Origin of the sequence: Tardiphaga sp. 37S4 (assembly GCF_021044645.1) — a bacterium.
GTDB lineage: Bacteria > Pseudomonadota > Alphaproteobacteria > Rhizobiales > Xanthobacteraceae > Tardiphaga > Tardiphaga robiniae.
Genome location: NZ_CP088008.1, coordinates 186,920 through 200,222, shown reverse-complemented (window position 1 = coordinate 200,222; position 13,303 = coordinate 186,920). Strand labels below are relative to the sequence as shown.

At 61.5% G+C, this 13,303-nt stretch carries 10 protein-coding genes; 4 read left to right on the top strand and 6 right to left on the bottom strand.

What is annotated here, in order from left to right; translation table 11 throughout:
* The first annotated feature begins 202 nt into the window (after positions 1-202).
* From LPB73_RS00965 to LPB73_RS00955, 3 genes are all read left to right on the top strand, one after another.
* Positions 203-2,506: a TonB-dependent receptor gene (locus tag LPB73_RS00965; protein WP_231079251.1), complete on the top strand. Its 2,304-nt coding sequence runs from the start codon at positions 203-205 to the stop codon at positions 2,504-2,506.
* A gap of 167 nt (positions 2,507-2,673) precedes the next feature.
* Positions 2,674-3,690 carry a Fe(3+) ABC transporter substrate-binding protein gene (locus LPB73_RS00960; RefSeq protein WP_231079250.1) on the top strand — a complete coding sequence of 339 codons (1,017 nt, stop codon included), beginning with the start codon at positions 2,674-2,676 and terminating at the stop codon, positions 3,688-3,690.
* Between the two features lie 187 nt (positions 3,691-3,877).
* Positions 3,878-5,551 (top strand): ABC transporter permease, encoded by a 1,674-nt coding sequence (locus tag LPB73_RS00955; protein WP_414716840.1) that lies wholly within the window; start codon positions 3,878-3,880, stop codon positions 5,549-5,551.
* A 5-nt stretch (positions 5,552-5,556) separates the two neighbouring features.
* Here LPB73_RS00955 and LPB73_RS00950 read toward each other — a convergent pair whose 3' ends face one another.
* The 3 genes from LPB73_RS00950 to LPB73_RS00940 form a co-directional block, all read right to left on the bottom strand.
* The gene (locus LPB73_RS00950; protein ID WP_093757117.1) at positions 5,557-6,621 is read right to left on the bottom strand and encodes an AI-2E family transporter; all 1,065 of its coding nucleotides are present in this window, start codon (positions 6,619-6,621) and stop codon (positions 5,557-5,559) included.
* A gap of 145 nt (positions 6,622-6,766) precedes the next feature.
* Positions 6,767-7,417 carry a 3-oxoacid CoA-transferase subunit B gene (locus LPB73_RS00945; RefSeq protein WP_068728764.1) on the bottom strand — a complete coding sequence of 217 codons (651 nt, stop codon included), beginning with the start codon at positions 7,415-7,417 and terminating at the stop codon, positions 6,767-6,769.
* A gap of 28 nt (positions 7,418-7,445) precedes the next feature.
* Positions 7,446-8,150: a CoA transferase subunit A gene (locus tag LPB73_RS00940; protein WP_068728766.1), complete on the bottom strand. Its 705-nt coding sequence runs from the start codon at positions 8,148-8,150 to the stop codon at positions 7,446-7,448.
* A 265-nt stretch (positions 8,151-8,415) separates the two neighbouring features.
* On the opposite strand from LPB73_RS00940, the gene LPB73_RS00935 reads away from it, so the two are divergent.
* Complete coding sequence (locus LPB73_RS00935; protein ID WP_184512007.1) at positions 8,416-10,344, top strand: AsmA family protein; 1,929 nt, start codon at positions 8,416-8,418, stop codon at positions 10,342-10,344.
* A gap of 9 nt (positions 10,345-10,353) precedes the next feature.
* On the opposite strand, the gene LPB73_RS00930 is transcribed toward LPB73_RS00935, so the two are convergent.
* Genes LPB73_RS00930 through LPB73_RS00920 form a run of 3 tightly spaced genes read right to left on the bottom strand, consistent with a single transcriptional unit; the run spans position 10,354 to position 13,243 of the window.
* Positions 10,354-11,169 carry an ABC transporter permease gene (locus tag LPB73_RS00930; protein WP_231079246.1) on the bottom strand — a complete coding sequence of 272 codons (816 nt, stop codon included), beginning with the start codon at positions 11,167-11,169 and terminating at the stop codon, positions 10,354-10,356.
* On the bottom strand, positions 11,169-12,080 hold the full coding sequence (locus LPB73_RS00925) for an ABC transporter permease (RefSeq protein WP_231079245.1): 912 nt from the start codon (positions 12,078-12,080) through the stop codon (positions 11,169-11,171). Before LPB73_RS00925 ends, LPB73_RS00930 begins: the two co-directional genes overlap by 1 nt.
* On the bottom strand, positions 12,077-13,243 hold the full coding sequence (locus LPB73_RS00920; protein ID WP_231079243.1) for an ABC transporter ATP-binding protein: 1,167 nt from the start codon (positions 13,241-13,243) through the stop codon (positions 12,077-12,079). The genes LPB73_RS00925 and LPB73_RS00920 overlap by 4 nt, the downstream gene beginning before the upstream one ends.
* Between the last annotated feature and the right edge of the window lie 60 nt (positions 13,244-13,303).

Here is a 13,303-nt window from a genome sequence, read left to right as displayed (position 1 = left end):
GTTTAGAACGATTACAAATTATTTCGACGCCCATTGGTGCGTAGATCACACACCTTGGGCATATCCCGCGAAGTTCGATTTATTCTAAACGCCATCTAATTCGCGCCTAATACTCCGAATTGCAGATGTGTCCAAGTGTTTCCGAGGAAGCACAAGGACCGCCGGCATTTGCATGAGCGGAGAATATTTCAGGGGCGTAGTAATGACTTCCAGGACTTCTATCGGGGGGCGCGGCACGGCGGCGCGCAAAGCTTTTCTGATTTCGACGAGCGCGGCGGCCATCATCGCGGCGGGATTTTGCATCGCAGAGCCGGCGATTGCACAGAATGCGAATTCCGGCGCATCGACGTTGCCGCCGGTGCAGGTCGACGCTCCCAGCGCGCCGCGCGTCCGCCGTGCCCAGCCGCAGCGCGCCGCATCCGGCCGCGTCGCCCGCACCCGCCCCGTTGCGCCGCAGCCGGTTCGCCAGCCGCTCAGCGTCAACCCTCAGGACGCACAGTCCGGCCAGGTCGGCTACATCACCCGCAATATTTCGAGCGGCACCAAAACCAACACCGCGCTCCTCAACGTGCCGCAATCCGTCACGGTACTGACGAAGGAATTCATCCGGGATCAGGATTTCCGCAGCATTGGCGAAGCGGTTCGCTATGTGCCGGGCGTCGTTCCGCATCAGGGCGAAGGCAATCGCGATGACGTGGTGATTCGTGGCCAGCGCACCAATGCCGACTTTTTTATCGACGGAATCCGCGACGACGTGCAGTATTTCCGCGATCTCTACAACACCCAGCGCATCGAGGTCCTGAAGGGGCCGAACGCCATGATCTTCGGCCGCGGCGGCGGCGGCGGCGTCATCAATCGCGTGCAGAAGGAAGCCGATGGTGTTTCGATCCGCGAAGTGACGGTTCAGGGCGGATCGTTCGACAACAAGCGCGTCACCATCGATACTGGCGGCGCCGTGAACGAGAATGTCGCTGCGCGTATCAACGCAATGTACGAGAATTCCGGAACCTATCGCGACTACGGCCATCTTGAGCGTTACGGCATCAACCCGACCGTGACGATTCGCGGCGAGGACACCAAGGTCAAGCTCAGCTACGAATATCTGCATGACGACCGCACCGCGGATCGCGGCATCCCGGCACAGGGCACCGTGCCGGCTCCCACGAATGCACGCCCGACCGTGCCGTTTGCGACCAATGCCTCAACCTTCTTCGGCAATCCGGACCAGAGCTATTCGAAGCAGGACGTCCATATCGCAAACGCCGTGATCGACCACGACTTCAACAACGGTCTCTCGGTCAAGAATTCATCGCGCTACGCCAATTACGACAAGTTCTACCAGAACGTCTTCCCGACCACGACGTTCTTCGTGGACCCCGCGGGGCGCGCGTCCATCTCGGCCTACAATAACCTGGCTCAGCGCGAGAACCTGTTCAACCAGACCGACTGGACCTACAAGACCAATACCGGCCCCGTGCTACACACCATCGTCTTCGGTACCGAGTTCGGGCGACAGAACACTTTCAGCCTCCGCAACACCGGCCAGATCAACGGCGGCACGACCCTGCTCGTTCCCGCGTCCAGCCCGACCACCTTTGCCCCGTGGTCGTTCATTCACAACAACGCCTCCGACAACAACTCCTATGCGACACTCGACGTCGCATCGGTCTACATTCAGGACCAGATCGAGGTCAGCCGTTACCTGCAGTTCATCGGCGGCGTTCGTTACGATCGCTTCGACCTCACGTCGCAGAACCTCAATCCGGGCGGCACCGTAGACAGCCGCGTGGATAACCTGGTGTCGCCACGCGCCGGCGTGATTATCAAGCCGGTCGACAACGTCTCGGTCTATGGCAGCTACAGCATTTCGTATCTGCCAAGCGCCGGCGACCAGTTCAGCTCGCTGACGCCATCGCTCGCCGTCACCGTGCCGGAGAAGTTCATCAATAACGAAGTCGGCGTGAAGTGGGACATTACCCCGCGGCTGCAGGCCTCCGCGGCAATCTACGACCTCGACCGCGAGAATCAGCGTTTCATTCAGAACGGTCTGGTCGTCGCATTCGGAAAAACTAACACCAAAGGCGCCGAACTCAGCCTGACCGGTTATGTCACCGATCAGTGGCAGGTCACCGGCGGCTACGCCTATACCGATGCACGCATCGTCGATGCCAGCTCCGCCACGATCGTCCCAGGCAACCGCGTCGGCCTGGTGCCACTCAACACCTTCACCATGTGGAACAAATATCAGTTCAACGAGATGTGGGGCGCTGGCCTCGGTGTCATCCATTACGACGACTTCTTCGCCACGTCGGATGATACAGTGAAGCTGAAAGCCTTCACCCGCGTCGATGCCGCCGTATACTTCCGGCTCGACAAGACGTGGCGTGCCCAATTGAACATCGAGAACCTGTTCGACACTAGTTACTACGCGACGGCTGACGCCCCCAACAACATCACGCCGGGCTCGCCGCGCGCGTTCCGGGCATCGGTGACGGCGAACTTCTAAGAGCTCTCGAAATGGGGCCGCAGGTAAGCCATTGCTTATCTGCGGCCCACTTTCGAATCTGGAATCAATCTAATCTTTTGTCACGCGACGTTCAGTCACTGACATTCGAACGCCCACTGCGCTACTCCACCTGACATTGTCGATATGCCCCTTGCCGGAGCCATTTCATGATCAAGCACCACGCCCTCGCCACCGCCGTCCTCTTCGCTGCCCTTGGCTCATCCGCACTGCAGGCGGCCGAAGAAGTCAATGTCTATACCTATCGCGAGACCAAGCTCGTGCAGCCGATCTTCGAGGCCTTCACCAAGGACACCGGCGTGAAGGTCAATGTGATCTCGGCGAGCTCGGGCCTCGAGCAACGCATGAAGGCCGAAGGCGCCAACAGCCCGGCGGACGTGCTGCTGACGGTAGATATCGGCCGCATCGACGAGGCCGTGCAGGCCGGCGTGACGCAGCCGATGAAATCCGAGGTGATCGAGAAGGTCGTGCCGGCGCAATATCGCGATCCCGACGGCCACTGGGCCGGCATCTCGATGCGCGCCCGCGTCGTCTATGCGTCGAAGGATCGCGTCAAGCAGGACGCCATCACCTATGAGGAACTGGCCGATCCGAAGTGGAAGGGCAAGATCTGCATCCGCTCCGGCCAGCACATCTACAATAACGGGCTGTTCGCCGCCTATGTCGCCAAGCACGGCGAAGCCAAGGCCGAAGAATGGCTGCGCGGCGTCAAGGCCAATCTGGCGCAGAAGCCCTCGGGCGGCGACCGCGAGACCGCGCGGGACGTTGCAGCCGGCAAATGCGATCTCGGTATCGGCAACACCTATTACTGGGCGCTGATGATGAATGCCGATCCCGACAAGAAGCCGTGGGCGGAAGCCACCAAAGTGATCCTGCCGACCTTCGAAGGTGGCGGCACCCATGTGAACCTGTCCGGCGTGCTGCTTGCCAAACATGCGCCGAACAAGGCCAATGCCATGAAGCTGATCGAATGGCTCGCCGGCGAGCATGCCCAGCAGGTCTATGCCGACGCCAATTACGAATATCCCGTACGTGCCGGCATCACGATCAATCCGACCATCGCTGGCTATGGCAAGCTCAACGCCGATCCGATGCCCATCGCCAAGATTGCCGCCAACCGCAAAGCCGCGTCGACGTTGGTGGACAAGGTCGGGTTTGATAATTGAGCCCGGCTATTGCTCCGTAGGATGCGATGATACACAGCCTATCAGTATGTTGTCCCCGCCATGTGTGCCTGCAGCGCACACGGGGCGGGGACCCATACGCACCGAACTCTCGGTAGGGCGCTGTGGCTACGGCAATTTCTGACTTACTTCTCCTTGGGGTATGGATCCCCGCCTTCGCAGGGATGACATGCGGAGAGTGCCCACGTGGGCATGCACGCCCGTGAGGCCTTCGCGCACCGAAGCGCTCGCGATTCTCGTCGCAGTTGCCACCGCGCTCCTTGTGGCTGCGCCTGTCATCAGCATCGCGCTACTGGCGCTGCAGCCGGAGCCTGAGCTTTGGCAGCATCTGATTGCCTATGTATTACCGCAAGCGCTGCGCGACACCGCAGCCCTCCTGATCGGCGTCGGTATCGTTACGCTCACAGTCGGTGCCGGCACCGCGTGGCTGGTCTCGGCGCATGATTTCCCCGGCCGCACGCTCATGCTCTGGCTCTTGCCGCTGCCGCTGGCGATTCCGACCTATCTCGCCGCTTACGTCTATGTGGACCTGTTCGAGCCACTGGGCCTCGTCCATCGCGCATTGGCAACGGCAATGTCGTTGCCCGGCGCGATCGGGTGGCTGCCGAGCCTACGTTCGTTGCCCGGCGCCATCTTCGTGATCGGCATCGTGTTGTATCCCTACGTCTATCTCTCTGCCCGCGCGATGTTCCAGCATCGCAGCGCCGATTTTGCTGAAGCCGCGAAGATACTCGGTGCCGATCGCTGGACGACGTTCCGCCGGATTTCGCTACCGATGGCGCGCCCCGCCCTCGCTGTGGGCCTCGCACTGGTATCGCTGGAAACGCTGAATGACATCGGCGCCAGCGAATATCTGGGCATTCGTACGCTCACCGTCTCGGTTTTCACGACCTGGCTCAACCGCGGCAGCCTTGCAGGTGCTGCGCAGCTGTCATTGTTCATGCTCGCCATCGTCGGGGTGCTGATCACCATCGAGCGCTTCGGCCGCCGCGAAGGCAGCGTGGAATTCTCTTCGGAGAATCCGCGGTTGGCATCGCGCACGCCTTTGACAGGCGTACGCGGATGGCTTGCTTTCACCGCATGTCTCCTCCCTGCCCTGCTTGGCTTCGCCGTGCCCTTGCTCTATCTGCTGCGTGAAAGCCTGCGTCGCGGTCTGCTGTCGATGGAAACGACGGTTTGGCGCGATGCCGGCCACACCATTGCGCTGGCCGCAATTGCCACGGGAGCCGCACTACTTCTCGGGCTTGTGGTGATCGTCGCTCAGCGCTGGCGTGCTTCGCGGCTGACCAACCTGTCGGTCGCTGTCGCCCAGACCGGCTATGCGCTGCCCGGAACGGTGCTGGCGCTGGGTCTACTGACGCCGGTGCTGTTCATCGACAATGGATTCAGCAAGCTCGCCGGATGGCTCAGTCTCGCTTCGCCCGGGCTTGTCATGGTCGGCTCTGGCGCCGCCGTGGTGATCGCTTACGTGATCCGGTTCCTGGCGGTGCCGACCGGTTTCATCAAGGCCGGCTTCGAGCACATCCCCGTCGATTACGACGACAGCGCCCGCGCCGCCGGCGCACCGGCAATCACCACGCTGCGCGTGATTCAACTGCCGCTATTGCGTCCGGCATTGTTCGGCGCCGTCATCGTCGTCTTTGTCGATTGTCTGAAGGAGCTACCGGCCACGTTGCTGCTGCGGCCGCTCAATGTCGAAACGCTGGCAACTTCGATCTATCAATATGCGAGCCGTGGCAGCTTTGAAGAAGGCGCCCTGGCCGCACTCCTCATCGTCGCTGCGAGCATCGGCCCGGTGGTCTGGCTGACACGCTTTGCAGATGTGCCGCAAGGGCCGGTGTAACGCGCTTACGCGATCGGGACCTGACCGCTTTTGCGTGACTCCGCAAAGATCGCCCAGGCCGCCACGAACATCGCCGCAATCACGGGACCGACAACGAAACCGTTCAGACCGAGGGCGTCGATACCTCCGAGCGTCGCGATCAGCACCAGATAGTCTGGCAGCTTGGTATCCTTGCCGACCAGCATCGGGCGCAGGATGTTGTCGACTAAGCCAATGACGAGAAATCCATAGGCGATCAGGATCACACCCTGAACGACCGAGCCCGTAGCCAGCAGATAGAGCGCGACCGGCATCCAGACGAGGCCAGCCCCCACCGCGGGCAACAGCGACAGAAACGCCATCAGCACGGCCCACAGCAACGCGGCATTGATGCCAAGGATCCAGAAGATCAACCCGCCGAGCGCGCCCTGTGCCAGCGCCACCAGAATGCCGCCCTTCACCGTGGCGCGGATCACCACCGTGAACTTCTCCATCAGATCATCGCGCAGCTCGGGCCGCAGCGGAATGGCATTCTTCACACGCTGCGACAACGCTTCGCCATCCTTGAACAGGAAGAACAGCAGATAGAGCATGATGCCGAGATTGATGATGAAGTCGAACGTGCTCTGACCGATGTTCAGCGCCTGCGATGCAAAGTACTGACTGCCTTTGACGAGGCCCTCAGTCAGCTTGTCCTGCATGCCGCCGAGATTGGCGACGCCGAAACGATCCAGCAGTCCCTTCGCCCATTGCGGGACGGCATCGAGTATCTGCTGCAGAAACGTGCCGAGATTGAATTGGCCAGACTTCATCTTTCCGACAACGACGGCCGCTTCCTGCGCCAGCGATGCGCCAACCAATGTCAGCGGTAGGATCACGATCAACACGATCAGACCTACGGTGAGCAGAGCTGCCGAATTTGGATGCTTCGGCATCCGGCGCTCCAGGCGCCGGTGCATCGGTGCGAACATGATCGCGATCACCACGCCCCACAGGATCGCGCTGTAGAACGAGCTCATGATCCAGCCGAAGGCCAACGTGACCACGACGATCAGAAGCAGGAAGAAACGGTCTTCGAGACTGGCGCGCATGTCGGCTTCCTAGAGCATGACCCGGAAAAGTGGCAACCGGTTTTCCGAACGATCATGCTCAACTAAAGAGATGAAAAGGCAGATACTAACACGAATGCCCGGCACGGGGCCGGGCATCATGTCAACGTTCGGAGCGCGCAATCGTTCAGGTGTTGGTCAGCGCGACCCGGAATTCAGCTTCGGTATTGGCCTTCACCTCATCGAGCGTCACGCCATCGGCGAGTTCGATCAGGGCCATGCCATCGTTGCCGTGCTTGTCGATGGTGAACACTGCCAGATCGGTCACGACCATGTCGACGACGCGCTCGCCGGTCAGCGGCAGGTTGCAGCTCTTCAGCAACTTGGCGCCGTCCTTGGCCGAATGCTCCATCACGACGACGACGCGCTTGACGCCGGCGACGAGGTCCATCGCACCGCCCATGCCCTTCACCATCTTGCCTGGGATCATCCAGTTGGCGAGATCGCCATTCTGGGCGACCTGCATGGCGCCGAGGATCGACAGATCGATATGGCCGCCACGGACCATGCCGAACGAATCCGCCGACGAGAAATAGCTGGTCTCCGGCAGTTCAGTGACGGTCTGCTTGCCGGCATTGATGAGGTCCGGATCTTCGTCGCCCTCATAGGGGAAAGGGCCCATGCCGAGCATGCCGTTCTCGCTCTGCAGCTGAACGTCGACGCCTTCGGGAATGTAGTTCGACACCAGCGTCGGAATACCAATGCCGAGATTGACGTAATATCCGTCGCGCAGTTCCTTAGCCGCGCGCGCTGCCATTTGATCACGGGTCCAAGCCATCGTTCTCTCCTGTTTTTGCTTTTGGCGGTTACGCGGGACGCTGACGCGAGGTAACTTTTTCGATCCGCTTCTTGCCGGTACCGACCTCGACAATGCGCTTCACAAAAATGCCGGGGGTGTGAATGTGATCCGGGTCGATCTCGCCGGCCGGCACCAGATGCTCGACTTCGGCAATGGTGATCTTGGCGGCGGTCGCCATCATCGGGTTAAAGTTGCGGGCGGTCTTGCGATAGACGAGGTTGCCGGCGGTATCGCCCTTCCAGGCGTGCACGATGGCAATGTCGGCGAACAGACCACGCTCCAGCATGTAGGTCTCGCCATTGAATTCCATGGTCGGCTTGCCTTCCGAGATCAGCGTGCCGACGCCGGTCTTGGTGTAAAAGCCGGGAATGCCGGCGCCGCCGGCACGGATGCGCTCGGCCAGCGTGCCCTGCGGGGAGAATTCGAGTTCCAGCTCGCCGGCCAGATACTGCTGGGCGAACAGCTTGTTCTCGCCGACATAGGACGAGATCATCTTCTTGATCTGGCGGGTTTCCAGCAGGCGCGAGAGGCCGATGCCGTCAACGCCGGCGTTATTGGACACCACGGTGAGGTCCTTGACCCCGGAATCGCGCAAGGCGTCCGACAGGTCCTCGGCAATGCCGCAGAGGCCGAAGCCGCCGGACATGATCATCATGCCGTCCTTGAGAATGCCATCGAGTGCCGATTTGGCGTCGGGGTAGACCTTGTTCATGGGAATCGACCTGATGCAGGAATGCGCTGAGAACCCAGCGGGCGCGGGCGGCTATGTCGTGGATTATTAGGCGGAAACTCCGCGGCAGGTCAATCGCGGGGGACTGCGACCCCATCACCCCCGCTATGGCCTTGAAAGCGTCAAGAAAACCCTTCAAATTGAGGACCTTGGACGTGGGCGCACGTGGATGCCGCCCCGCTATGTGTGACCACCAACCAACCCGGATAGTTCATTGACGAGTGCCCAAGGAATAAGACGCCTGGGGATGCCGATTGCGGCGCTCCTGGGTGTTGCAGTGATCGGGCTGTTTGCCATGTCGTGGTTGCTCAACCGCGATACGCTGCGTCATGCCGTGGAGGCCCAGATCCGCGCCGTGACCGGGCTGGATTTCGTCGTCAATGGCGCGGTGGATGTCTCGGTCTTTCCGGGCAGCTATGTCTCGTTTCACGATGTCGGCCTGAAAGGCGGCGGGTCGATCGATCCCGCTTTGACGGTCGACGTGTTGACGGCCAATCTGCGGTTGTTGCCGCTGCTGCTGCAGCGTTTCGAGATCGCCGACATGATGATGCTGCGGCCACGTATCCGCGTGATCCGCGAGGCCTCCGGCGAAAGCAACTGGACGCCATTCATCGAGTCCATCGCCCGCACCATGAGGCCGGGCGCTGAACAGCCACTATCCTTCTCCGAGATCCGCATCCAGGACGGCGTGCTGCACTATCAGGACCCGCACAACACCGAGCGTCTCGGCGACATCGACCTCTCACTGGCTTGGCCATCGATCTCACGCTCATTCGCGGCAACAGGCCAGTTCGACTGGCGCGGCGAGCGCATCGACGGCAGCCTCAGCGTCAGCGACTTCATTGCGGCGCTCTCCGGCGAACGCTCCGGCGTAAAGGCACGCATCGCCGGCGCGCCGATCAAGCTCGCATTCGACGGTACTGTTGCCAACAAGGCCAGCCTGGTCATGGAAGGCACGCTGACTGCTGACAGCCTGTCGCTGCGCAATGCGCTGCGCTGGGTCGGTCAGGCACCGCCCGGCTCCGGCGGTTTCGGCCGCTTTGCCCTGAAGGCGCGCGCCAGCCTGGTGGGCCCATCGATCGCGCTGACCAATGTCAATGTCGAGCTCGACGGCAACAGCGCCGAAGGCGTCATGACCTACAGCAACACCGGCCGTCAGACGCTGCAGGCGACGCTGGCTGCCGGCGCACTCGACTTCACGCCCTATGTGTCTACCGTGCGGCTGCTGGCCTCCGGCGCCCGTGACTGGAACCGGCAGCTGTTCGATTTGAACGCGCTCTCCACCACGGATCTCGATATGCGCCTGTCGGCCGCCAAGGTCACAGTGGGGTCCTCAGTGCTCGGCCGCACCGCCCTCGGCGCCAATCTGCGCGGCGGTACACTGGCGCTGTCGGTGGGTGAGGCGCAGATGTATGGCGGCATCGTCCGTGGTTCGTTCAATGTTGCCCATTCCGATGCCGTGGCCGATGTGAAGGCCCAGTTCCAGTTCAGCGATGTCGATCTGCAGGCCTGTGCCAGCGATCTGTTCGGCGTCAACAAGCTCACCGGACGCGGCAATCTCAGCATGATGCTAGAGGCCTCGGGCTCATCGCCCTTCGGTCTCGCGCAATCACTCGACGGCACCGCGACGCTGACTGGGCATGACGGGGCGATCAGCGGCTTCAACGTCGAACAGCTTTTGAAAAGGCTGGAGCGACGTCCGTTGTCCGGCGCCGGCAATTTCCGCTCGGGTTCGACGCCGTTCAACACGCTCAACATGTCCGTGAAATTCAACGACGGTATCGCCACCGCACAGGATATCCGGATCGATGGTCCCGCTGCGAAACTGACGCTGACCGGTACCGCGTCGGTGCCGGCGCGTGAATATGATTTCAAGGGCATTGCCAGTCTCAATCCGGCAACCAACGGCACCGGCGGCTTCGAGCTGCCTTTCGTGATCCAGGGCCCGTGGGATGATCCGCTGATCTTCCCAGATCCGGAAAGCCTGATCCGTCGTTCGCCGGGCGCGGCGCCTTTGCTGGATGCGGTGAAGGATCGCAAGACCCGCGACGCGGTACGCTCGGTGATCGAGCGCTTCACGGGCGTGCCGAAGCAGGCGCCGATAGCAGAGCCGGATAAGCCCGCCGATGCACCTGCGGCGGCAGCACCTGCGGATGCAGCACCAAAGGCGAACTAACTTTTTGCCCTACAACGGCGCGGCGCTTTCGCCCCGGGCGCTCGATAGTTTCGACACCAGCGATGCCAGCACGATGACTACGGCGATGAAGCCGACGATCAGCGTGCAGATGGCATTGATCTCCGGCTTCACGCCGAGACGCACCTCCGAATAGATCCGGATCGGCAGCGTCGCCGAACCTGGCCCTGTCGTGAAGCTGGCGATGACGAGGTCGTCGAGCGACAGCGTGAAGGCCAGCATCCAGCCCGCTGCAATGGCCGGCCAGATCAGCGGCAACGTGACGGCTATAAATGCGCGGAGCGGATCGCGGCCGAGATCCATCGCCGCTTCCTCGATGCTGCGATCAATCCCCGCGAGGCGCGACTGCACCACGACAGCGACAAAGCACATGGTGAGTGTGGTGTGGGCGATGGTCACCGTGACAAAGCCGCGCCCGGCATCAAGCGCCACGAACAGCAGCAGCAGCGACAGGCCGGTAATCACCTCGGGCATCACCAGCGGCGCATAGAGCATCCCGGACATCAGCATTCGGCCGCGAAATCCCGCACCACGCGTCAACGCTATCGCGGCCAAAGTGCCGAGCAGCGTTGCCAGCGTTGCTGACACGACCCCCACGCAAAGACTCATCCAGGCGGCGTCCAGCATCGCGCGGTCATTGAAGAATTCGGTGTACCAGCGCGTCGACCAGCCGCCCCATACCGTCACCAGCCGCGAGGCGTTGAACGAATAGATGACCAGAATGACGATCGGCAGATAGAGAAACGCCAGGCCAAGCACCAGCGACGTGACATTGAAGCGCGACAGGCGGAGCGGATGCACGGCCATCAGCGCGCCTCCAGCTGCCGGCGCTGCAGCCGGTCATAGACCAATAACGGGATCAACAGCAGTCCAAGCAACACGATGGCGGTGGCAGAGGCGACCGGCCAATCCTTGTTGGTGAAGAATTCGAGCCACAGCGTCTGGCCGATCATCAATGAATTCGATCCGGCGAGCAGATCAGGAATGACAAATTCGCCCATGATCGGAATGAAGCAGAGCAGTGCACCGGCGCCGACGCCACGCAGCGACAAGGGAACCGTCACCAGCCAGAAGGCGTCGATGCGCGAGACGCCGAGATCGGCGGCGGCCTCGATCAGCGACGGGTCCTGCTTCGCCAGCGTGGCATAGAGCGGCAGGATCATGAAAGGCAGATAGGAATAGACGATGCCGAGATACATCGCACTGTCGGTGGAGAGCCACACGACTGGCGTCGATACGACGTGCAGCGCAAGAAGGACCTTATTGAGCAAGCCGTCATGCTGCAGGATGTTGATCCAGGCATAGATGCGGATCAGGAACGAGGTCCAGAACGGCACGATCACCAGCATCATCGCAATGCCCTGCCAGCGTCGCGGCAAACGCGCCATGCCATAGGCGATGGGATAACCGACCGCGAGCAAGATCAAGGTCGACACGACGGCGACGAGGACACTGCGCAGATAGGACGCAAGATAGAGATTGTCCGAAACGAGCAGCCGAAAATTATCCAGCGACAGCGCGGCAAACGACGCCTTTAGCCCGGCGATTCCTTCGGACAGACCAAACACCGGCAGATAAGGCGGCTGCGCGATCGCCGTCTGCGACAGGCTGATCTTCAGCACGAAGCCGAAGGGTACCAGAAAGAACAGCACCATCCAGACATAGGGCGGGATGGCAGCACGCCGCGCCGGCGCCGTAAAGATGCGATTGCGGCTCATTGAACCAGCACCACGCAATCATCGGGGGCGAACCACGCCGCAACGCGCTCGCCGATCGAATAGGCATCGACATCGAGCCGCGCCGTATTGGCGAGAGCGACCCGCAATGTGGCTCCACGGTCGAGCTTCACTTTGTAGAGCGAGCGACCGCCGAGATAGCCGACATCGGAAATGACACCCTCAAGACTGTTCATGGCACCGCTATTGATGAGGTCCGTCGCCGGCCCGCGACGCGACAACCGGATCTTCTCCGGGCGGATCGCAACGCAGATGACCGCGTCGCCGACAGGTTGTCGCGGCTCGATCGCAAACAGGGTTCCTACGTCGCGGCCTGCAATGGTCAAGCGATGACTGTCACGGTGCGTGATACCGCCCTCGATGATGTTGATGTCGCCGACGAACTCCGCGACCCAGCGCGATGCGGGCGCCTCATAAAGCTGTCGCGGTGTCGCTACCTGTTGCAGGCGACCGTCATTCATGACGCCGATGCGGTCGGCCATGGTCATCGCCTCCTCCTGATCGTGGGTGACGATCACAAAGGTGGTGCCGAGCTGGCGCTGCAGCGCCATCAACTCGACCTGGGTTTCCTCGCGCAGCTTCTTGTCGAGAGCTGCCAGCGGCTCATCGAGCAGCAACAATTGCGGATGCCGCGCCAGCGCCCGGGCGAGCGCCACGCGTTGTTTCTGGCCGCCCGACAATTGATCCGGTCGGCGTTTCTCCAGTCCCTGGAGCTTGACCAGCGCCACCATCTCGGCAACCCGCGTATCGATGCCGAGACGCGTCAGGCCAGCGCTCTTGAGACCGAAACCGATATTGTCGCGCACGTTGAGATGCGGAAACAGCGCGTAGTTCTGGAACATCATGTTGACGGGCCGCTGATGCGGCAAGACCGCGGCGATATCCTCGCCGTTCAACTCGATCTTGCCCGTGTCCGGCGCTTCGAAACCAGCCAGCATGCGCAGTAACGTGGTCTTGCCACAGCCGCTCGGGCCAAGCAGCGCGAAGAATTCACCGGCCTTGATGTCCAAAGAGAGATCGTTAACTGCGCTATGCGCGCCGAATTTTTTGGTGACACCGTCGATCCGCAGCAAGGGCGTGGGATAGGCGATGACCGGCGCATCGCCGGCCGCCGGATCCGCGACTGTCGCAGTAAGATTCGTCATAACCGCAAGCTAGCCGTGGAACGCCGCGGGCTCAACAACATCAGCACTTCGCAACGGCCT

What these genes read in the sequence shown, in the direction of transcription:
- LPB73_RS00965 (WP_231079251.1), top strand. Translation starts at nt 203, where the DNA reads ATGACTTCCAGGACTTCTATCGGGGGGCGCGGCACGGCGGCGCGCAAA.
- LPB73_RS00920 (WP_231079243.1), bottom strand. Translation starts at nt 13,243, where the DNA reads ATGACGAATCTTACTGCGACAGTCGCGGATCCGGCGGCCGGCGATGCG.
- LPB73_RS00945 (WP_068728764.1), bottom strand. Translation starts at nt 7,417, where the DNA reads ATGGCTTGGACCCGTGATCAAATGGCAGCGCGCGCGGCTAAGGAACTG.
- LPB73_RS00935 (WP_184512007.1), top strand. Translation starts at nt 8,416, where the DNA reads ATGCCGATTGCGGCGCTCCTGGGTGTTGCAGTGATCGGGCTGTTTGCC.
- LPB73_RS00955 (WP_414716840.1), top strand. Translation starts at nt 3,878, where the DNA reads ATGCGGAGAGTGCCCACGTGGGCATGCACGCCCGTGAGGCCTTCGCGC.
- LPB73_RS00940 (WP_068728766.1), bottom strand. Translation starts at nt 8,150, where the DNA reads ATGAACAAGGTCTACCCCGACGCCAAATCGGCACTCGATGGCATTCTC.
- LPB73_RS00960 (WP_231079250.1), top strand. Translation starts at nt 2,674, where the DNA reads ATGATCAAGCACCACGCCCTCGCCACCGCCGTCCTCTTCGCTGCCCTT.
- LPB73_RS00925 (WP_231079245.1), bottom strand. Translation starts at nt 12,080, where the DNA reads ATGAGCCGCAATCGCATCTTTACGGCGCCGGCGCGGCGTGCTGCCATC.
- LPB73_RS00950 (WP_093757117.1), bottom strand. Translation starts at nt 6,621, where the DNA reads ATGCGCGCCAGTCTCGAAGACCGTTTCTTCCTGCTTCTGATCGTCGTG.
- LPB73_RS00930 (WP_231079246.1), bottom strand. Translation starts at nt 11,169, where the DNA reads ATGGCCGTGCATCCGCTCCGCCTGTCGCGCTTCAATGTCACGTCGCTG.